Here is a 19,617-nt window from a genome sequence, read left to right on the forward strand (position 1 = left end):
AGACGGAAGGCTTGGGCGGTTGGTTAGTCAGGCGAATTTTTTGAGTCGACATTATTTGAACTTGGTTTGTTCTCTTTTGACGGTATCTGATTGTCGGACTCGTCTTTAGCTTTTTCGTTATCTTTATGTTCGTCTGGAGAGTCTGCAGTGACGGCATTGACTGTTAGGGGTTGTTCAGTCGATGCGGCTCGCTGAGTACTCTCGAATTGTTCGCTCATCTGATTTTCAAGGTGTTCCAATCTAGCCAATAGCGCTTGTTGCTGGGCTGCAATGGCTTTGCTGGTGGCTAAAATCTCTGCTTGCTGCTGATGAAAGGCTTCAATGGCTTGGCGTTGCTCACTGTCATCTTCGGCATTGATGGTGGCACTGATTAAACCTGAAATCATACCGAAAATACCCACACCGCCGACAATCACCACCACGGCAATCACTTTACCGGCAAGCGAGACAGGGTAGTAATCACCGTAACCCACGGTGGAAACGGTAACAATGGCCCACCACAGTGCATCAATAGGCCCCGTAATATTAGCGCCTTCCACGCCGCGCTCCGCCATCAATACAAAGGTGGAGCCGACCGTAAGCTGAATGGTGAGTAGCAATAAAATAGAAGCCAACGTCGTTTCACGGCGATGAGATTGAATGGATGTCAGTAGATCGCGCCCAGCGCGCAAAATACGAATCACCCGAAAAATTTGAAACACGCGCGCAAAACGAAGTGGTTCGATAATTGGTAGGCTCGCCATTAAATCGATCCAGTGGTGTTTCACATATTGGCCTTTATGTGGGGCTCGTGAAAAGTCCACAGCCCACTGAAAGAGGAAAATGCCACAGATAAAGGTGTCGAGCGCCAGTAATAATGGGTATGCCTCATGCTCGATGTTAAGAAACAAAATGGTGGTCACAATCCCAAGCGAAATAAAACTTAAGATTAAGGTCAGTAAACTTAAGGGACGAACGTCATTGTTGATGGAAGCCATACTTTATCACTCTAAAGATTCCCATTTATTTGCCGATATATATGATATTCAAAGAATAAGTGATCTTGCTCGCGCGTGATCTTGAAAAATACAGTTGTTTCATTTTATGTGCTGCAAGCCACGCCATGGTACAGCGCATCGTTGTAACCGGGAGGCTTTATGGCCGGCATTGTATTTAAACCCTGGGAACGTTGGTTCGTTCAAATTCGTTTTATGCCGAAACTACTTGGCATTCTCTTGCTTAGTATTTTGCTATTGATTGGTAAGCAAGTTTGGGATGCCAAACACATGTATCAATCTTTATTAACGGTGCAGCAAGAGCGCGCGCAAGCGTTAGCGATTAATGGCGCAACCATGGTGGACACCTTGGTTCAAGCGCAGCAGCTAACTCAAGCACAGGCTGTGATTGAAGCGCAGCGTCAAAAATTGACCCATGGTGCACTGGTTTATATGGTGCATCCACAAAGTGGTCGTGTGGTTGCTTACCCACAAATCAACGACTTATCAAAGCTGGCGGTGAACACTACAGCGGGGCCCTTGAACCAAAGCTTAATACAAAAGCAGCAAGCCTTTGCCTTTGAAGTGGCGAATCAAGATTATGGCTATGCTGTACCTGTGCAAGGCAGTGGCTGGTGGGTGATCGCCAGTGAAAGTAACCAACAAGCCAAGGCGCAGCTGGCCAGCACGATGCAAACTATGGTGTGGCAAACCCTTCTATTGGCGCTGGTCTTGGCGTTATGTTTTGTTTGGATTGGCTCGATGTGGCATCGTCAAACCAAATACTTGACCAAGCAAATTGGCTATTTAACCCAAGGCGATCTGCAGCAATCGATCATCATGCCGGGGCGCGATGAGTTTTGTGATTTAGCAAAAGCCTTGGAGCAAACGCGTGAGCAGCTTCATCGCTTAGTTGATGGTCAGCGCCGCGCAGGTGAAGAGCTGACATCTTTAGCTGAAGTCATGGCTATCAGTATGGAAGAGACCAAGGATTCTGCTGAAGAGCAATTTAGCGAAATCGATCAGTTAGCATCGGCCATGGATGAGATGTCATCAACGGTACAAACGGTGGCGGAGCATGCTCGCAACGCTTCTGATGCGACGACGGAAGCTTCTGTACAAGCAGCTAAAGGCCAAGCCTTTGTACGCGATACCATCACCACCATTAACCGTCTATCCAGTGAAATCAGCGCTTCAGCACATGTGGTGAATAATGTGGAAGAGCGTGTAGATGCCATTAGCTCGGTGATTGTGACCATTCAAAGTATCTCTGAGCAAACCAATCTACTGGCACTCAATGCGGCCATTGAAGCGGCACGTGCGGGTGATGCCGGCCGTGGTTTTGCGGTGGTTGCCGATGAAGTGCGTAATCTTGCGCAGCGCACGCAAACCGCGACCGTTGAGATTCAATCGATGATCAACGAGCTGCAAAGTAGTGCACAAAAAGCGGTGGAGATCATGGAGCAAAGCGTGGTGGAAGCCGCCGAGAGTGTGGAGCAGGTGGCTAATGCGGGGAGTGAGCTTGAGCATATCGTCACACACGTTGACACCATTAATGGCATGAACTTCCAAATTGCATCGGCAGCAGAGCAGCAAAGTACGGTAGCCAATGAAATGAGCCAAAATCTCACTAATGTTCGAGAGATTGTGGAAGCCTCAGTGACTGTGATTGCAGAACTGGCTGAAACCGCAGAGATGCTGCAAAGCGGCGCTGAAACCATGGAAAGCAAAGTAAAAGTGTTCCAGTTGTAAGTGGTCACTCGCTCGCTTTTTAGAGCAACAGTAAGAGTAAATAAAAACGCGCCATTGGGCGCGTTTTTTATCGCTGCTGACTTGTCATCAAGACAGCTGAGCGTCACACTGACAAACAACTGATTGGCCAATGGGAAGGGATGCAATGCAAGTGGAGCAACAGCCAGGGGAATCATCTGAACAGGTATCTGAACTGTTATCTAAGGTACCTGCAGCGCTACAACGCGTAATGGAAAAAAACTGGCAGCACTTTATTGAGCGCCAGCCAAATTGGCAGCAGGATTGGCCTGTGGCTGAGGAAGCTGAACTGCGTCGCGTGTTGGGGTTCAGTGATTTTGTCTGTCATAACTTAAGCTGCGATCCAACACTGTTACCTTGGTTAGTGAGCGCTCGCCATAATGCATCCTTGAGCGAAGCGTATCGCACGCAGCTCGCGCAATTGTTGCAACCTTGCCAAGATGAAAACCGTTTATTGACCCTGCTACGTCAGTTTCGTCGTCAGCAAATGACCCGAATTGCTTGGCGTGATTTTGCCAATCTTGCCAGCTTAAAAGAGAGCTTGCAGGATTTGTCAGCGCTAGCTGAGGCGATGATCATGGAAGCCTATAACTGGCTTTACGCGCATTGCTGTGAACAATGGGGTACGCCCATGGACAGGGAGGGGCAGCCTCAGCCGATGCTCATTCTCGGCATGGGGAAACTGGGTGGTGGCGAGCTGAATTTCTCTTCGGATATCGATCTTATCTTTACCTACCCGGAAAATGGCGAAACCCAAGGCGCGCGGCGCAGCATTGATAATGGCCAATTCTTTATTCGCCTAGGTCAGCGTTTAATTAAGGCGCTTGATCAGGTGACCGCCGATGGTTTTTGCTATCGCGTAGATATGCGTTTGCGTCCCTTTGGTCAAAGTGGCCCCTTGGTGATGAGTTATGCCGCCATTGAAGATTATTACCAAGAGCAAGGGCGCGATTGGGAGCGCTACGCGATGATTAAAGCGCGGGTGATGGGCAAAGAGAGCTATCCGCAATATGCCGAACTACGGCAAATGCTTCGCCCCTTTGTGTTCCGCCGCTATATCGACTTTAGCGCGGTGCAATCGCTGCGCCGAATGAAGGCGATGATCAGCACTGAGGTGCGTCGCCGTGGCTTGGTCGACAATATTAAATTAGGGGCCGGTGGCATTCGTGAAATTGAGTTTATCGGCCAATCTTTTCAGCTGATTCGCGGCGGGCGTGAGCCAGGGCTTCGTGAGCGCGGTATTTTTGCCACCCTGCAAGCGGTGGGCGAGTTACATCTTTTATCAACGCAAGAAGTGGCCACCCTTGAACAAAGTTATTGTTTGCTGCGCCGCTGTGAAAACCTTTTGCAAGCCATTGATGATAAGCAAACACAAACCCTTCCTGCCGATGCAGTGAATCAAGCGCGTTTAGCTATGGCCATGGGTTATGGCGATTTTGCCGCCTTAAAAGCGGATTTAGCTGAGGCGATGGCGGCGGTGCATCTTATTTTTGATAGCCTGATAGGTCCTGATGATGCCGATGATGAGTTGCAGGTGAGTGCACCCTATCAAGAGCTTTGGGATATGGCACATCAGCCTGAGGTATTGCATGCCGTGCTCAGCGAGCTTGAGGCTGCCGATATTGAAGATAAGGTGCAGCAGCTCATTCAAGCCAAGCAAGATCTGGCTAAGCGCACCATAGGTCCGCGTGGCCGAGAGGTGCTCAATCAGCTGATGCCACGTCTGCTGGCACTTTCGGTGCTTCATGAGGAGAGTGCCAAACTGCTACCGCGTCTTTGCACCCTGATTAATCGCATTGCCACCCGCACCACCTATCTTGAATTGCTACTGGAGCATCCCGTAGCACTGTCGCAATTGGTTCGGCTTTGCGCTGAAAGTGCGATGATTGCAGAGCAGCTCGCGCAATATCCTTTACTACTCGATGAGCTCCTTGATAGCCAAGCGCTGTATGATCCGACGCCGCTTGGCGAGTATCAGCGCGCGCTGAGTGAATATATCGCGCGCATTCCGCAAGAAGATGTGGAGCAGCAGATGGAAGCGATTCGCCAATTTAAGCAAACTCAGTTGCTGCATATTGCAGCGGCGGATATTGCAGGCGTATTACCCATTATGAAAGTGAGCGATCACTTAACGGCGTTGGCGGAAGCCATTATTGCGGCCGTGGTGGATCAAGCTTGGCGACAAATGGTGCCGCGCTATGGCTGCCCTGATTATCTGCTCAATCAAGACAGCACCGGATTTGCGGTGATTGGTTATGGCAAATTGGGCGGTTGGGAGCTGGGTTATGGCTCCGATCTTGATTTGGTCTTTTTACATGACTGCCCAGCTGATTCACAAACCGTGGGCGATCGCGCCATTGATAGCCGGCAGTTCTTTATTCGCTTGGCGCAGCGCATCGTCCATTTGTGCTCTACCCGCACCGCATCGGGCGTGCTCTATGAAGTGGATATGCGTTTGCGACCTTCTGGCGCATCCGGGGTTTTGGTCAGTCCAATTGATGCCTTTTCGGCATATCAACAGCAAGATGCATGGACTTGGGAGCATCAGGCGTTAGTGCGCGCGCGTATGGTTTATGGCGACGTCGAATTAATGCAGCGTTTTCGTGCCATTCGTAAATCACTTCTGTGCAAGGAACGTGATGAGTCACAACTAGCCAGCCAAGTGGTCACCATGCGCGAGAAAATGCGCGCGCATTTAGGCTCAAAGGATGCGCAGGTGTTTTATATCAAGCAGGATGTGGGCGGTATTACGGATATTGAGTTTTTAGCGCAATATTTGGTGCTGCGCTTTAGTGCTGAGTATGACCATGTGGCCTACTGGAGCGATAATATTCGCATCTTTGATAGTCTGACTGAGGTCGGAGTGATGGCGCCAGAGCAAGCGGCTGCTTTAAAACATGCCTATATCACCATGCGCGATGAGATCCATCGATTGAATCTGCTGGGGCGCTCAGCGCGTGTTGCCGTAGATGCCTTTGCGAGTGAGCGTGATGTGGTCAGCCAAGCATGGCAACAATGGCTCGGTCATGCAGAGCAAAATGAAGCACTGTTGGCGCCCATGAGTGCCTTTGAGTCGTAAATTGTGTTTTAAAAACGCATAAAAAACGCCGCAATTGCGGCGTTTTTTGTTGTCTCTTGGTATCAGCAGCTGTTGGTATCAGTACCCTGCTGGCATCAGTACAATGAAGGCTCACCTTCTGGTCGTGTTTTAAAGCGACGATGAAGCCACATATATTGACTTGGCGCGCGCATAATGGATTTCTCAATTGCCTTGTTGATATAAGCTGCGGCAGCGGTTTCATCATCATGAGGAAACGCGTCCAGTGGTGGATCAACACGCAGGGTATAGCTGTAGTTATCTGGATTACGCACGATTGAAAAGGGCACCAAAGCGCAATCACTTGCGTTCGCAAGTAAGCTGGTGCCAGTCGTTGTATTGGCTTTTTCCACCGCAAATAGTGGTGCAAAGGTACTACGGCGTTTGCCATAGTCGTGATCAGGTGCGTACCACAGGAATTCGCCTTGGCGCAGTGCTTGCAGCATGGATTTGACATCTTTGCGATCAATCATCGCTTTATTGGAGCGTACGCGGCCATGAAACTGAAACCAGTCATAAACTGGGTTGTTATTGGGACGATAAACACCTAAGCCAGGTGTTTTTTGACCAAAGGCACGCGCGCCAATTTCTAGATTAAGTGAATGCACTGCAATTAACAGAGCGCCTTTGCCCTCTTTTTGCAGTTGATAGAGGTGTTCTAGCCCCTCATAGCGAACGTGACGTTTGATACGCCAATTAGGCCAAAACCAAGCCATCATGGTTTCAAATGCAGCTAAGCCTGAATTACCAAAGTTGTCATCGACCATGGCTTTGCGCTCTTGCTCGCTCATCTTTGGAAAGCACAGCTGTAAGTTGCGATCGGCAACTTTTACGCGGCTTTTGAGCACAATCTTGAGCAAGCGCCCCACACCACGACCGAGCCAAAATTGAAGGCGGTAGGGAAGCCAGCTAATCAAATAGAGTGAGCCCATGCCAAACCAAATATGCCAGTAACGAGGATGAAGCCATTGAATGGTAAATTTGGGTGGTTCAAAGTGATGCATAATTCAGGCGTAGCGAATCAAAAGAAGGTGTCAGTATAATGCAAACAAGCGATCGGTGCAGCTTACCTAACTAATTCGTTATGTTACAATTCAGCTAATTGACAGCATTTGGAGTGACGATGAAAGTCTCCTTACCTGATTATGATAAAGCCACAGTGCTTGTGGTTGGTGATGTCATGCTTGATCGTTATTGGCATGGCCCAACAGGTCGTATTTCGCCTGAGGCACCTGTGCCAGTAGTAAAGGTCGAGCAAAGTGAAGAGCGCCCAGGTGGCGCGGCCAACGTGGCCATGAACATTGCATCCTTGGGTGGCCATGCCACTTTGATTGGTTTAACGGGTAACGATGAGCCAGCAGATACCTTAGCGAAAAAGCTAGAGTCGCTTTCGGTTCGTTGTGACTTTGTTGCTTTGGATGATTTTCCTACTATCACTAAATTGCGTGTGATGAGCCGTGGTCAGCAATTGATTCGCTTGGACTTTGAAGAAGGCTTTGATCAGGTTGATGCGCAGCCGATGCTGGATAAAATTGCCGCGCAAGTGAGCCAAGCGGGGGCAGTGATCCTTTCTGATTATGCCAAAGGCGCATTGAGCCAAGTGCAGGCGATGATTCAAATCGCACGCAAAGCGGGCGTGCCGACCCTTGTGGATCCAAAGGGCACTGATTTTGAGCGCTATCGCGGTGCGACGATGCTGACGCCAAATATGTCAGAGTTTGAAGCGGTTGTTGGCAAAACCATCGACGAGCAAGATCTGGTGGCGAAAGGTTTGGCGCTGATCGCTGAATATGATTTTGAAGCCTTGTTGGTGACTCGTAGCGAGCATGGCATGACGCTATTGCAACCTGGCCAAGAACCAGTGCATTTGCCAACCCAAGCACAGGAAGTGTATGACGTGACGGGTGCTGGTGATACTGTGATTTCAGTGATTGCAGCGTCTTTGTCTGCGGGTAAATCTTTGGTTGAGTCTTGCGCCCTTGGTAATGCGGCGGCCGGTGTGGTGGTTGCGAAACTGGGTACATCAACCCTGAGCACCATCGAACTTGCAGAAGCAATGCATGGCGTTCAAGAAACTGGTTATGGCGTGGTGACAGAAGCGCAGCTGATTCAAGCGGTGCGTGCAGCGCAAAGCCGCGGTGAAAAAGTGGTGATGACCAATGGTTGCTTTGATATTTTGCATGCAGGCCATGTCTCTTATCTAAATACCGCAGCACAATTGGGCGATCGTCTGATTGTCGCGGTCAATAGCGACAGCTCAGTACAGATGCTCAAAGGTCCTGGTCGTCCAGTGAACCCTGAAGATCGCCGCATGGCGGTACTAGCTGGGCTTGGCGCCGTGGATTGGGTGGTACCATTTAGCGAAGAAACACCGCAACGTCTGATTAGCCAAGTGTTGCCAAACCTCTTGGTAAAAGGCGGTGATTATCGCCCTGAAGAGATTGCTGGTGGTCAGGAAGTGATTGCCAACGGCGGCGAAGTAAAAGTACTGAACTTTGAAGATGGTTGTTCAACCACTGAAATTATCAATGCGATTCGTGGTGGTCGTGGTTAATTGCTGTTAAAGCGAACCGTCATGCTATAAAAAAACCCGCTATTGCGGGTTTTTTCTTTTGATGGTTTAGGCTAAAAAAGGTCTAGGCCAGAAAAATAGTGGCGAGTCCAAGAAAGACCATTAAGCCAATCACATCGGTGACTGTGGTCAGTGCCATACCGCCAGCCAATGCGGGGTCGATATTGAGCTTTTTCAAGAATATGGGGATCGCAACGCCAGCGATGCCAGCGATGATTAAGTTGGTGAGCATGGCGGTGGAAATAATTAAGGCGAGCACTAAATTGCCTTTCCAAAAATACACCACACTACCAATGATCAGCGCCCACAATAGACCATTCATGAGACCCACGGCCGCTTCTTTTGCAAGCAAAAAACGGGTGTTGGATTGGCCGATATGACCCACGGCAAGACCACGAATAACGAGTGCAACCGTTTGGTTACCTGCCACACCGCCCATGGATGGGACGATGGTCATCAGCACCGCAATGGCCGCCATTTTATCTAATGTGCCTTCAAACATGTTGGACACAGAAGCAGCTGCCAGTGCTGCGAGCACATTGACGCCCAGCCAAATACTGCGGCGACGTGCTGATTTCACGGCTGGCGCAAAGGTATCTTCGTCATCATCCAAACCGGCCATACTCATCATTGAGTGTTCCGCGTCTTCACGAATGATATCCACCACATCATCGATGGTGATACGACCGACAAGATGGTTATTTTCATCCACCACAGGCGCCGATACCCAGTCACGACGTTCAAATAGACTGGCCACTTCGCCATCATCCATGGTCACCGTAATGGCTTCGTCGGCATCGGTCATCACTTCACTGATTTGCACATCAGGTTGGGTGGTTAATAGGGTGGTGAGGGCGATCTCGCCAATCAAAAAGTTATTTTCATCGACCACATAGAGGGCATCGGTGGCCTCTGGAATTTCGCCGCGCATACGCAAGTAACGCAGAACCACATCGGCATCGACGTCGGCACGAATGGTGATGAAGTCGGTATTCATGATACCGCCGGCGGTATCTTCCGGATAGGAGAGCGCCGCTTGGACACGCTGGCGATCCTGCGCATCCATTTGATCGAGTACTGAACGGGAGACGTTTTGTGGCAAGCTACGAAGGACGTAGGCCAAATCGTCGGTATCCATGCCTTCGGTTGCGGCGACCAGGCTTTCTGGTGCCATTTGCGCGACGATGCCGTCTTTTACATCTTCAGAAAGCTCTTCAAGGATTTCACCATGAAGTTCAGGATCGGTCAGTTGCCAAAGGGTATCACGGCTGCGAACGGGCGAGGCTTCAAGCAGGTGCGCAACATCTTCAGGTTCCATGCTTTGCAACAATCGCCTGACGTGCACAAACCGCCCACTCTCGAGGGCTTTGCTAACTTGTTGCAGGATCTGTTGTGTAGGGTCTTGGTCGACTATTTCTGCCATCGCGCACGACCTTGTTGATGAGACGCAATATGCGGAATCATATCGCAAAAAGTTCGATTTTGCTTGTTTCAAATCGAGCCAATGGTGAAAAAAGTTATTTTGCGGCTTTTTTAATCAACTTCATCAAAGCCAGATTCAATCAGCGCTGTGGCGGCATTGAGTGCTTCAAGCGCCTGACTTCCTGTGGCTTTCACATCAATATATTGACCTTGCGCTGATTCCAGAAGCAAAAGCCCCATCACGCTATCGGTGCTGGCTTCTTTCTCGCCATTGCTGACGGTGAGTTTGGCATCATAGTGCTGGCTCAGCTCAACCAACTTCATGGCTGCGCGAGCATGCAAGCCCAAACGGTTTTTAATCAGCAATGTGCGAGTCTGTGTCATGGCAAACGTTCCAATGTACGGTGCCGCGTTTGCACCTGATGTCCATGTTGTTTGAAATAGTTGGCTAGCTGCTCTGCGACATAGACAGAACGATGTTGACCACCAGTGCAGCCCACTGCAACGGTGAGATAGCTGCGGTTATTTTTTTCTAGCATCGGTAGCCACATCTCAAGAAAGTGGCGTGTTTGATAGACAAACTGACTGACGCTGCTTTGTCCTTGGAAAAATTCAATGACTGGTTGATCGAGACCTGTGAGGGGCTTTAGTGCAGGCTCCCAATGGGGGTTGGGTAAAAAGCGCACGTCAAAGACATAGTCCGCATCAGAGGGTAGGCCGTGCTTAAAGCCAAAGGATTCAAAAACCATCACCAGTTCACGCGCCTCGCGACCGAGCATGCGGGAGCGAACGGTTTCACTGAGGTCATGAATGGAGAGTTGGCTTGAGTCGATGACCAAATCAGCCATCTCTTTCATCGGAGCGAGGCGGGAGCGCTCTGCTTCAATTGCCTGCTCGAGAGACATTTGCTGATGCGACAGTGGATGCAAACGGCGCGTTTCGCTATAGCGTTTGATGATCACCTTATCGTCGGCATCAATAAATAAAATATTGGTTTGATAATCCTGTGGTAACAGCGCCAGTGTTTGCGTGAGCTCCTCTGGATCGCTTGGCAGATTACGCACATCCAAACTAATGGCAACAGGGCGCGCGGTGGATTGTAGATTGGTCGCAAGGCTGGGCAATAAACTCAGCGGAATATTATCAACGCAATAGTGACCCAAATCTTCAAGAACACGCAGCGCAACGGATTTCCCTGAACCCGAACGGCCACTGACAATGGTCAGCAGCTGAGTCGCAGAATTAGTTGGCATGGACGGTGTCTTCTTGTGAATCAAGGGTAGTGCTGGTGATTAATTGATATAGCTCTTCATCGGACTGAGCTTGGCGCAGCTGCTTACAGACGCGTTTATCACTGAGTTTTTCAGCAATTTTCGCCAGTGTTTTTAAATGAGCTTGGCACTGCTCTTCTGGCACCAACAGGGCAAAGAGAAGATCCACAGGTTGGTTATCAATGGCGTCAAATTCAATGGGCTCTTGGCACTGAAGCAGAACACCAATGGCATGGTCACTATGAGTCAGACGACCGTGGGGAATCGCGATCCCAGCGCCGATGCCTGTACTGCCCATTTTTTCTCGGCTCAGTAGGCACTCAAAAAGTTGCTGCGGGGATTGATCAAGCGCAGTTGCTGCAAGTTCACTGATGATTTCAAGCGCGCGCTTTTTACTAGAACATTGGACTGCACTTTTGGTGCAGTCCAAGGATAGAACAGAATCAAGTTGCATAGTTAATGACTATTTAGCTTTTCTTTATGCTTATTGAGTTGGCGACTGAGTTTGTCGATCAGGCCATCAATAGCGGCGTATAAATTTTCATTGGTGTTGGATGCATGAACTTCACCGGCATTCACATGCAGGGTTGCCTCAACAGTCTGGTCATTTTTCTCAACTTTGACCACCACGTGAACATTGTTGATGTGTTCAAAGAAGCGCTCTAGTTTAGCGAATTTTTGATCAACATACTCACGGATTGAATCGGTAATTTCGATTTGTTGGCCGGTTAGATTGATTTGCATAGACTCGTTCCTTTTGTGAGGCAGTCGACTAGAGTAGTCGTTTGCGCTGATTGGATGGAAGAATTCCTAATGATTCACGATACTTAGCAATAGTACGACGTGCAACTTGGATCCCCTGATCTGCTAACAGCTTGGCAATTTTACTATCACTGAGGGGTTTGGCGGGACTTTCCGCCGCAACCAATTTTTTCACCAGCGCGCGAATGGCTGTGGATGAGCATTCGCCGCCGCTATCCGTGCTGACATGGCTGGAGAAGAAATATTTGAGTTCAAACACACCGCGCGGTGTGTGCATATATTTTTGTGTGGTGACGCGTGAAATGGTGGACTCGTGCATCTCCACTTCAAGGGCGATGTCGTTGAGTACCATAGGTTTCATCGCTTCTTCACCATACTCAAAGAAATTTTGCTGCTGCTCAACGATGCAGCGGGCGACTTTAAGTAGGGTTTCATTTCGACTTTCTAGGCTTTTGATCAGCCATTTCGCTTCTTGAAGATGGGTGCGAATAAACTGGCTATCGCTGGCGTTGGTGACTTGTTTGCCTAATGAGGCATAGTGCTGATTGACGCGAATGCGCGGCACGCTATCTGGATTGATGGTGACGATCCATTTGCCTTGATGCTTAAACACAGTGACATCGGGCACGATATACTGTGGATCGATCTGAATCACTCGATTGCCTGGGCGAGGATCAAGCTGATGAATCAAAGCCATGACTTCTTTGAGCTGTGGCTCTTTCAGTTTGGTCTCTTTCATCAGTTGACGGTAGTCGCGATTGCCGAGTAAATCGATGTGTTTTGTCAGTAGAAGCTTTGCTTCCGTTAGCCATTCGGTATCTTTATCGTAGGTGCCGAGCTGAATCAATAGGCATTCTTGCAGGCTGCGCGCAGCAACGCCGAGCGGGTCAAAATGTTGAATGCGTTTAAGGACAGCTTCAACTTCATCAAGTTCAACCTCGGGCTGGCCCAAACTTTCTAAAATATCGTCACTACTGACGCTAAGAAAACCGGAGTCATCGATGGCATCAATGATGGCAGTGGCAATGGCCAGATCGGTTTCGCTAAAAGGAGAGAGCTGAACTTGCCACATTAAGTAGTCTTGTAGACTCTCAGTGGTTTCGCCTTGGTAGACGGGCATCTCGTCATCGAGCGCAATGCCCGTGTTGCCACTATGTGAGACGTAAACATCTTCCCATGTGGTATCGACAGCAAGCTCATCACTGATTTCATTTTTTTCAATAGCGCTGGCACTATCAAAGGATTCTGCGGGATCGTAATCGAGCTCATCGCTGGCTTCATGATGAGCGTCGGTGGTTTGTTCTGAGTGGTCGTTACCTTCAAGATCATCGTTAAAATCGGGATGATCTTCTTCGAGCAATGGGTTTTGCTCCAGCGCTTGTTGAATCTCTTGCTGCAAATCGAGGGTGGAAAGCTGCAACAAACGAATCGCTTGCTGAAGCTGTGGCGTCATCGCAAGCTGTTGGCCAATTTTCAGTTGCAGCGTTGGTTTCATGCGGTTGTTCAGTACCTTATTCAATCAAACGGCCGACAACGCAATGTGGCCCATGTAATAACTATAGCTTGAACTGATCACCTAGATAGACACGTTTCACATGCTCATCCGCAAGGACTTCTGCTGGTGTACCGTTGGCGATTAAACGCCCCTGACTCACAATATAGGCGTGTTCACACACATCCAGTGTCTCACGTACGTTATGATCGGTAATGAGAACACCGAGGCCTCGATCGCGAAGATGCTCAATAATCTTTTTGATATCGATGACCGAGATTGGGTCAACACCAGCAAAAGGTTCATCGAGCAGAATAAATTTAGGATTGGCGGCAAGTGCACGGGCAATCTCTACTCGGCGACGTTCACCCCCTGATAATGCCATACCTAAACTATTACGAATGTGCTGGATGTTGAATTCTTCAAGTAATTCTTCCAAACGGTCGTGACGCTCCTCTTTACTCAGGTCGTCACGGGTTTGAAGCACCGCCATAATGTTGTTGTAGACCGACAGGCGACGGAAAATAGATGCTTCCTGAGGAAGGTAGCCGATCCCTAGGCGCGCACGTGAGTGCATGGGAAGCAAGCTAATATCTTTGCCATCAATGGTAATACTGCCTTCATCGCGGCCAACAAGACCAACAATCATATAAAAAGAGGTAGTTTTACCGGCCCCGTTTGGGCCGAGCAAGCCGACAATTTGGCCTGAATTCACTTCAAGGCTGACATCAGAAACAACCTTGCGACTTTTATAACTTTTAGCCAAGTGGCTTGCTTTTAACAGGGCCATAGCGGTTTACTTTTGATTGATTTTGTTCGGTTGAATGATGGTGGTTACGCGCTCTTGACCACCGCTTTTTGCCACCAATTTCTGCTGGACGATGCTATAGCTGATGCTATCACCTTTGATCACACTGCCTTCTTGGTTCAATTCAGCATTGGTGGTCATGGTCAAAAATTCTTTGGCGATTTCATAACGTAGTTTGTTGGCTTTGCCATTGAGTGGTTTGCCATCATCTGTGGTTTGTTGGAAGGTTGCCGGTTTACCGTAAGCTTCGATAATTTCCTGACCTTCTTTACCTTTAGGGCGGATCACCACGATGCGATCGGCATGGATCTTAATCGAGCCTTGGGTGAGCACCACTTTGCCGCTAAAGGTGACGGTATTGGTCTTCATATCCACTTGTTGGTTATTGGAATGAATCACAATGGGTTGTTCGGTGTCATTACTCTTGGCCCAAGACCATGGGCTGGCAAGGCAAAGAAGTAAGAGCCCTAGTTTAGCGAATGAAACTTTCATAGCGACCTTGTACCTCGTCTTGTAGTTCAGCAACATGTTGCTCTAAGTTGCCCTGCATTTTATTGCCGCGGCTGTGAAAGCCTGGGCCTTGAATTTGTGTCGGTTGATCAGTATTAAAATCTTTACTTATCAAATCAAGTACTAAGTAATCCGTTTCCATTTTTTCAAAGGCATTGTTGGGTAACAGATTATAAAGTTTGACGTCATCCACCAAAATCAGCATTTGCTCTTTGGTGAGGGTGGCATGTTTCGCGGTTAAGCGCCATTCTGCCTGATCGCCATTGCGAAACACCAAGAGTGTGGGTTGTTCAAACTCAGTGTTTCCGTGTTCAGCAAAGTAGGAGAGTTTTTTCGACTCGACTTGATAGTTGAGTAGCCCCTGTGCTGAGTAGCCTTTATTAATAATATTATCGCCAACGAAAATTGGTTTTTCGATATCAATGGCCACTTGCACTTCCGATTGCCAGTGTTTTTCAAAGAGGTAATGGCCAGCGCCAGCGCAGACAATCACAAGCAGCGCAATAAAGAAACGCTGCCAACTCATATGCTGCGTCCTTGATAGGCTTCGAGTTGATCACGTGCGGCGAGTAACAGATCGCAGACTTCACGAACCGCACCAAAACCGCCACGTGTCGCCGTACAAAAATCAGCGCGCTGGGCAAGCAGTGGATGGCCATCTTGGACGCAGATACCCAAGCCTACTTTTTCCATGACTGGCCAATCAATAAGGTCATCGCCAATATAAGCCACTTGCTCAGGTGCCAGCTGAAGTTGTTGCTGCAGATCTTGATAGGCTGCAAGTTTGTTATCTTGACCTTGATAAAGGTGTTGAACGCCCAAGGCATTCATGCGGTTGCTCACGATGTTTGATTGACGTCCAGTGATCACTGCCACTTCAATGCCTGCATTCATAATACATTTGATGCCATAGCCATCACGGGTATGAAAGGCTTTTAACTCTTCGCCATCGTTGCCCATATAGACGCGCCCATCGGAAAAGACGCCATCTACATCACAGATGAGCAATTGAATTTTTGCTGCTCGTTGCCAAATGGTTTGAGGCACTGGACCGTATAAAAAATCAATCATCGTTTTGTTTACACCACACCAGCTTTTAAAAGGTCATGCATCTGTAATGCGCCAATTAGTTGTTGCTGCTCATTGATCACCAACAAACTGGTGATTTTGCGCTGCTCCATTAACAGTAGTCCTTCCGCTGCAAGTAGATCGGCACTTGTGGTATGAGGGTTTGCTGTCATGACTGTGCCGATCTCTGTGTGCTTGAGGTCAATGTTGCGCTCAAACAGACGGCGTAGGTCACCATCGGTAAAGATGCCAAGTACCTGTTGATTCGCATCGACAACAGCGGTCATACCTAATCCTTTTTGCGTGATCTCAAAGAGTGCCTGAGCCACGGTTGCTGTTGGCTGAATGCAAGGCAAATCATCGCCTTGGCGCATAATATCACCAATCTTTAAGAGCAGTTTACGACCCAATGCACCGCCAGGGTGAGAGAGTGCAAAATCTTCAGCAGTGAAGCCGCGCGCTTCCAATAGGGCAATCGCGAGCGCATCGCCCATGGCAAGTGTCGCTGTGGTGCTTGAGGTTGGCGCTAAATTCAGTGGGCAGGCTTCTTTGGGAACGGTAATTTGCAAATGTACCTTGGCCAGTTTAGCCATGCTAGATTCTGGATTGCCGGTCATGCAGATCATTGGAATGCCAAGGCGTGACAGTACAGGTGCCAGAAATAAAATTTCACCCGCTTCACCTGAATTCGAAATCGCCAAAACCACATCTTTTTTGCCAATCATCCCGAGATCGCCATGGCTGGCTTCGCCAGGATGCACAAAGAAACTTGGTGTGCCGGTGCTGGCTAAAGACGCGGCAATTTTGCAGCCGATATGTCCTGATTTGCCCATACCCATCACGATCACTTTACCTTCACACTGCATCATCAGTGCGCAAGCGTTGGCAAAATCATCATTAATATATTGCTTGAGGTGATTGAGTGCATCGATTTCGATATCTAAAACACGTTGGCCACTTTGGCAAAAGGAAGCGGTGGCTGTCATGACAACTCCTTGACTGCAAACTGGTGGTTAAGCGGAGAGATTCACCAGCAAATAACCTTGATAAACCACAAAACAGGCGAACAAAATAAAACCTGCAATTCGGCCTAGTTTACGCTGTTTTGCAAGTGCGAGCACGACCAAAAGCGCAGAAATTGCAAACATCACATAATAATCGCGCCCCATCACTAGTGGATTAATGGCGGATGGATTGAGTAGTGCGGGAATGCCCATGACGGCGAGTATGTTGAATATATTGGAGCCGATGATATTGCCCACCGCCATATCATCTTCACCTTTGAGCACACCTGCAACGGACGCGGCAAGCTCAGGTAAGCTGGTGCCAATGGCAATAATAGTCAGACCAATGACCAAATCACTCATGCCAAAATACTCTGCGATGGTCACCGCGGAATCGACCAATAAATTGGCCGAGTAGGGGAGTAATAGTAAGCCCAACACAACCCAGCCCGCCGCGGCTTTGTTGCTGACACCTTGCGGAATTTCGCTCTCTTGCTCGGTGAGCATGGGGTCGTCTTGGTAATCTTTATCTTTGCTGATTTTCAGCATGGTCAGAATAAAGGCGGCAAATAAAGCGATCAGTACGATACCTTCAATAAAGCTAAGGTAGTTATTCCACAGTAAGATACCTGCGATGAGGGTGACCGCCATCATCATGGGTAGTTCACGGCGAAGGACGGCTGAGCTGATGGATAATGGGCGAATCAATGCCGTTAACCCAAGGATAAGGGCAATATTGGCAATATTTGAGCCAATGACGTTGCCTACTGCGGTATCAGTTTTACCATTCAGTGCTGCGGTGGCTGAAACCACCATTTCAGGCGCAGAGGAGCCCATGGCTAAAATGGTCATACCAATCACTAAAGGGGCGATGCCATAGTTGCGCGCAAGCGCGGCAGCGCCATAGACCAAGCGGTCTGCGCTCCAGACCAATAAAATCAATCCAATGATTAGAAATATCACAGCGGTTAACATCATGTTCAGCTCGCTTGGTTAGAGTGAAGGGTTCAGTATTGAATATAACAGCATGAAATGTGAAGTGTTTGACGCTATTTCTTACAGATTAACCGAGCGTTAAAATCCGCGTCTTTATTGAGATTTTACTCATTTTTGACAGCTGCCTATTTTTATTTGGTGCAATATCAAATGAGCGTAAGGTAAATGACAGGGTAGGCGTAATTTTATGCGAGCTGAATCAGCTTGCCACCTTGTTCATTGGGTTGGGAATCTCTATCATGCGTTTGATTTTATTTAATCTTTTTGATTTTTCTATAAATAAGCGGATGCCTTATGGCGCAAAATGAAAATTTGATCACCATTCGCGATCTGCATTTCTGTCGTGGTGAGCGGGTTATTTTTGACCACCTCAATTTGAATATTCCCAAAGGAAAAGTGACCGCCATTATGGGGCCATCAGGGATTGGTAAAACTACCCTGTTGCGTTTGATTGGTGGACAATTACTTCCCGATCAAGGGGATATCTTCTTTCATCAATGGAATATACCCAAGTTAGGTCGTCGAGCGCTTTATACGGCGCGCGAAAAAATGGGGATGTTATTTCAATCGGGCGCGCTGTTTAGTGATATGTCAGTGTTTGACAATATTGCCTTTCCGCTGCGTGAACATACGCAGCTCAGCGAGTCATTGATTGCCACGATTGTGATGCTGAAATTAGAAGCAGTTGGCCTGCGCGGCGCTGAAGCGCTGATGCCAAGTGAGCTTTCTGGGGGAATGGCGCGGCGTGTGGCTTTGGCGCGCGCGATTGTGCTGGATCCAGAACTGGTGATGTATGACGAGCCTTTTGTCGGCCAAGACCCGATCACCATGGGCGTACTGGTTAAACTGATTCGCGATTTGAATCAGGCATTAGGTTTGACTTCAGTGGTGGTTTCCCATGATGTGCCTGAAGTGATGAGTATTGCTGATTATGTGTACCTGCTCGCAGATGGCAAAGTGATTGCTGAAGGGACACCGGAGGCGCTTGAGCAAATGGATGATGACATGGTGCGCCAATTTATTCAGGGATTGGCTGATGGTCCCGTGCCATTTCGTTATCCTGCCAAGCCATTGGCTGAGGAGTGGTTGTAATGCAATGGATTATTGCGCTGGGCGCACGTACATTGGCGGTCACCCAAGCGATGGGACAGGCAACCTTAATGCTGTTTGGCGCGTTAGTGGGTAAACCGCAGCCGCGAAAAATGGCACCACTGCTATTTCGCCAGCTATATGTTTTGGGCGTGCAATCTTTGGCGATCATCATGGTTTCTGGCCTATTTATCGGCATGGTGATTAGCTTGCAAGGCTATTTAGTGCTGGTGGATTTTGGTGCTGAAACCAATTTGGGCCAGATGGTTGCGTTGTCTTTGCTACGTGAATTGGGTCCGGTGGTAACAGCGCTACTCTTTGCTGGCCGCGCAGGCTCAGCATTAACCGCTGAAATTGGCTTGATGCGCGCTACCGAGCAACTTTCCAGTATGGAGATGATGGCTGTTGACCCACTGCGTCGTGTGATCTCACCTCGTTTCTGGGCTGGCGTGATTGTGATGCCACTACTCACAGCGATTTTTATCGTGGTGGGTATTTGGGGCGCAGAGTTAGTCGGCGTGGATTGGAAGGGCATTGACCACGGTAGTTTTTGGTCGGTAATGCAGGCATCCATTGAGCTTGGCTATGACGTTGGCAACTGCATGATCAAGAGTTTGGTTTTTGCCGTGACGGTCACTTGGATCGCGCTATTTAACGGTTACTACGCAACGCCAACATCGGCTGGGATTAGCCAAGCCACCACACGAACCGTGGTGCATGCTTCGTTGGCGGTATTGGGATTAGATTTTGTGCTCACCGCACTTATGTTTGGAAATTAACGT

19 protein-coding genes are annotated in these 19,617 nt (G+C 48.7%); 5 read left to right on the forward strand and 14 right to left on the reverse strand.

Annotation, left to right across the window (positions count from 1 at the left end; translation table 11 throughout):
* Positions 1-23: 23 nt before the first annotated feature.
* Positions 24-977, reverse strand: coding sequence for a potassium channel family protein (locus tag L9P36_RS01545; protein ID WP_237464409.1), 954 nt, complete (start codon positions 975-977; stop codon positions 24-26).
* A 159-nt stretch (positions 978-1,136) separates the two neighbouring features.
* On the opposite strand from L9P36_RS01545, the gene L9P36_RS01550 reads away from it, so the two are divergent.
* Together L9P36_RS01550 and glnE are read left to right on the forward strand one after the other, a co-directional pair.
* Positions 1,137-2,726: a methyl-accepting chemotaxis protein gene (locus tag L9P36_RS01550; protein WP_237464411.1), complete on the forward strand. Its 1,590-nt coding sequence runs from the start codon at positions 1,137-1,139 to the stop codon at positions 2,724-2,726.
* A gap of 145 nt (positions 2,727-2,871) precedes the next feature.
* On the forward strand, positions 2,872-5,823 hold the full coding sequence (glnE, locus tag L9P36_RS01555; RefSeq protein WP_435532722.1) for a bifunctional [glutamate--ammonia ligase]-adenylyl-L-tyrosine phosphorylase/[glutamate--ammonia-ligase] adenylyltransferase: 2,952 nt from the start codon (positions 2,872-2,874) through the stop codon (positions 5,821-5,823).
* Positions 5,824-5,918: 95 nt separating this feature from the next.
* Here glnE and lpxL read toward each other — a convergent pair whose 3' ends face one another.
* Positions 5,919-6,845, reverse strand: coding sequence for an LpxL/LpxP family Kdo(2)-lipid IV(A) lauroyl/palmitoleoyl acyltransferase (lpxL, locus tag L9P36_RS01560; protein ID WP_237464413.1), 927 nt, complete (start codon positions 6,843-6,845; stop codon positions 5,919-5,921).
* Positions 6,846-6,964: 119 nt separating this feature from the next.
* Here lpxL and hldE point away from each other — a divergent pair, with 119 nt between their 5' ends.
* Complete coding sequence (hldE, locus tag L9P36_RS01565; RefSeq protein WP_237464414.1) at positions 6,965-8,395, forward strand: bifunctional D-glycero-beta-D-manno-heptose-7-phosphate kinase/D-glycero-beta-D-manno-heptose 1-phosphate adenylyltransferase HldE; 1,431 nt, start codon at positions 6,965-6,967, stop codon at positions 8,393-8,395.
* 82 nt (positions 8,396-8,477) lie between these two features.
* On the opposite strand, the gene mgtE is transcribed toward hldE, so the two are convergent.
* The 12 genes from mgtE to L9P36_RS01625 all read right to left on the reverse strand — a co-directional run bounded on the left by mgtE (position 8,478) and on the right by L9P36_RS01625 (position 17,725).
* A complete protein-coding gene (gene mgtE, locus L9P36_RS01570; RefSeq protein WP_237464415.1) occupies positions 8,478-9,836 on the reverse strand; it encodes a magnesium transporter in 1,359 nt (452 codons plus the stop codon).
* Positions 9,837-9,946: 110 nt separating this feature from the next.
* Positions 9,947-10,219 carry an HPr family phosphocarrier protein gene (locus L9P36_RS01575; RefSeq protein WP_237464416.1) on the reverse strand — a complete coding sequence of 91 codons (273 nt, stop codon included), beginning with the start codon at positions 10,217-10,219 and terminating at the stop codon, positions 9,947-9,949.
* The gene (gene rapZ, locus L9P36_RS01580) at positions 10,216-11,088 is read right to left on the reverse strand and encodes an RNase adapter RapZ (protein WP_237464417.1); all 873 of its coding nucleotides are present in this window, start codon (positions 11,086-11,088) and stop codon (positions 10,216-10,218) included. The genes L9P36_RS01575 and rapZ overlap by 4 nt, the downstream gene beginning before the upstream one ends.
* Positions 11,078-11,560 (reverse strand): PTS IIA-like nitrogen regulatory protein PtsN, encoded by a 483-nt coding sequence (ptsN, locus tag L9P36_RS01585; protein ID WP_237464418.1) that lies wholly within the window; start codon positions 11,558-11,560, stop codon positions 11,078-11,080. The genes rapZ and ptsN overlap by 11 nt, the downstream gene beginning before the upstream one ends.
* Positions 11,561-11,562: 2 nt before the next feature.
* The gene (hpf, locus tag L9P36_RS01590; protein WP_237464419.1) at positions 11,563-11,850 is read right to left on the reverse strand and encodes a ribosome hibernation promoting factor; all 288 of its coding nucleotides are present in this window, start codon (positions 11,848-11,850) and stop codon (positions 11,563-11,565) included.
* A 28-nt stretch (positions 11,851-11,878) separates the two neighbouring features.
* Positions 11,879-13,363: an RNA polymerase factor sigma-54 gene (locus L9P36_RS01595; RefSeq protein WP_237464420.1), complete on the reverse strand. Its 1,485-nt coding sequence runs from the start codon at positions 13,361-13,363 to the stop codon at positions 11,879-11,881.
* 61 nt (positions 13,364-13,424) lie between these two features.
* Positions 13,425-14,150 carry an LPS export ABC transporter ATP-binding protein gene (gene lptB, locus L9P36_RS01600; protein ID WP_237464421.1) on the reverse strand — a complete coding sequence of 242 codons (726 nt, stop codon included), beginning with the start codon at positions 14,148-14,150 and terminating at the stop codon, positions 13,425-13,427.
* A gap of 6 nt (positions 14,151-14,156) precedes the next feature.
* Complete coding sequence (lptA, locus tag L9P36_RS01605) at positions 14,157-14,660, reverse strand: lipopolysaccharide transport periplasmic protein LptA (protein WP_237464422.1); 504 nt, start codon at positions 14,658-14,660, stop codon at positions 14,157-14,159.
* Positions 14,641-15,204, reverse strand: a complete 564-nt coding sequence (gene lptC, locus L9P36_RS01610) for an LPS export ABC transporter periplasmic protein LptC (protein ID WP_237464423.1) — start codon at positions 15,202-15,204, stop codon at positions 14,641-14,643. The genes lptA and lptC overlap by 20 nt, the downstream gene beginning before the upstream one ends.
* A complete protein-coding gene (kdsC, locus tag L9P36_RS01615) occupies positions 15,201-15,749 on the reverse strand; it encodes a 3-deoxy-manno-octulosonate-8-phosphatase KdsC (protein ID WP_237464425.1) in 549 nt (182 codons plus the stop codon). Before kdsC ends, lptC begins: the two co-directional genes overlap by 4 nt.
* 8 nt (positions 15,750-15,757) lie before the next feature.
* The gene (locus tag L9P36_RS01620) at positions 15,758-16,732 is read right to left on the reverse strand and encodes a KpsF/GutQ family sugar-phosphate isomerase (RefSeq protein WP_237464427.1); all 975 of its coding nucleotides are present in this window, start codon (positions 16,730-16,732) and stop codon (positions 15,758-15,760) included.
* 27 nt (positions 16,733-16,759) lie between these two features.
* The gene (locus L9P36_RS01625) at positions 16,760-17,725 is read right to left on the reverse strand and encodes a calcium/sodium antiporter (RefSeq protein ID WP_237467819.1); all 966 of its coding nucleotides are present in this window, start codon (positions 17,723-17,725) and stop codon (positions 16,760-16,762) included.
* A gap of 315 nt (positions 17,726-18,040) precedes the next feature.
* Between L9P36_RS01625 and mlaF the strand changes: the two genes are divergently transcribed.
* Together mlaF and mlaE are read left to right on the forward strand one after the other, a co-directional pair.
* Positions 18,041-18,838, forward strand: a complete 798-nt coding sequence (mlaF, locus tag L9P36_RS01630; RefSeq protein WP_237464428.1) for a phospholipid ABC transporter ATP-binding protein MlaF — start codon at positions 18,041-18,043, stop codon at positions 18,836-18,838.
* Positions 18,838-19,614 carry a lipid asymmetry maintenance ABC transporter permease subunit MlaE gene (mlaE, locus tag L9P36_RS01635; protein WP_237464430.1) on the forward strand — a complete coding sequence of 259 codons (777 nt, stop codon included), beginning with the start codon at positions 18,838-18,840 and terminating at the stop codon, positions 19,612-19,614. Before mlaF ends, mlaE begins: the two co-directional genes overlap by 1 nt.
* Positions 19,615-19,617: the final 3 nt, after the last annotated feature.

This window comes from Vibrio stylophorae, assembly GCF_921293875.1.
GTDB lineage: Bacteria > Pseudomonadota > Gammaproteobacteria > Enterobacterales > Vibrionaceae > Vibrio_A > Vibrio_A stylophorae.

Coding starts and splice junctions, on each gene's coding strand:
- L9P36_RS01545 (WP_237464409.1), bottom strand. CDS start 977: ATGGCTTCCATCAACAATGACGTTCGTCCCTTAAGTTTACTGACCTTA.
- L9P36_RS01550 (WP_237464411.1), top strand. CDS start 1,137: ATGGCCGGCATTGTATTTAAACCCTGGGAACGTTGGTTCGTTCAAATT.
- glnE (WP_435532722.1), top strand. CDS start 2,872: ATGCAAGTGGAGCAACAGCCAGGGGAATCATCTGAACAGGTATCTGAA.
- lpxL (WP_237464413.1), bottom strand. CDS start 6,845: ATGCATCACTTTGAACCACCCAAATTTACCATTCAATGGCTTCATCCT.
- hldE (WP_237464414.1), top strand. CDS start 6,965: ATGAAAGTCTCCTTACCTGATTATGATAAAGCCACAGTGCTTGTGGTT.
- mgtE (WP_237464415.1), bottom strand. CDS start 9,836: ATGGCAGAAATAGTCGACCAAGACCCTACACAACAGATCCTGCAACAA.
- L9P36_RS01575 (WP_237464416.1), bottom strand. CDS start 10,219: ATGACACAGACTCGCACATTGCTGATTAAAAACCGTTTGGGCTTGCAT.
- rapZ (WP_237464417.1), bottom strand. CDS start 11,088: ATGCCAACTAATTCTGCGACTCAGCTGCTGACCATTGTCAGTGGCCGT.
- ptsN (WP_237464418.1), bottom strand. CDS start 11,560: ATGCAACTTGATTCTGTTCTATCCTTGGACTGCACCAAAAGTGCAGTC.
- hpf (WP_237464419.1), bottom strand. CDS start 11,850: ATGCAAATCAATCTAACCGGCCAACAAATCGAAATTACCGATTCAATC.
- L9P36_RS01595 (WP_237464420.1), bottom strand. CDS start 13,363: ATGAAACCAACGCTGCAACTGAAAATTGGCCAACAGCTTGCGATGACG.
- lptB (WP_237464421.1), bottom strand. CDS start 14,150: ATGGCCCTGTTAAAAGCAAGCCACTTGGCTAAAAGTTATAAAAGTCGC.
- lptA (WP_237464422.1), bottom strand. CDS start 14,660: ATGAAAGTTTCATTCGCTAAACTAGGGCTCTTACTTCTTTGCCTTGCC.
- lptC (WP_237464423.1), bottom strand. CDS start 15,204: ATGAGTTGGCAGCGTTTCTTTATTGCGCTGCTTGTGATTGTCTGCGCT.
- kdsC (WP_237464425.1), bottom strand. CDS start 15,749: ATGATTGATTTTTTATACGGTCCAGTGCCTCAAACCATTTGGCAACGA.
- L9P36_RS01620 (WP_237464427.1), bottom strand. CDS start 16,732: ATGACAGCCACCGCTTCCTTTTGCCAAAGTGGCCAACGTGTTTTAGAT.
- L9P36_RS01625 (WP_237467819.1), bottom strand. CDS start 17,725: ATGTTAACCGCTGTGATATTTCTAATCATTGGATTGATTTTATTGGTC.
- mlaF (WP_237464428.1), top strand. CDS start 18,041: ATGGCGCAAAATGAAAATTTGATCACCATTCGCGATCTGCATTTCTGT.
- mlaE (WP_237464430.1), top strand. CDS start 18,838: ATGCAATGGATTATTGCGCTGGGCGCACGTACATTGGCGGTCACCCAA.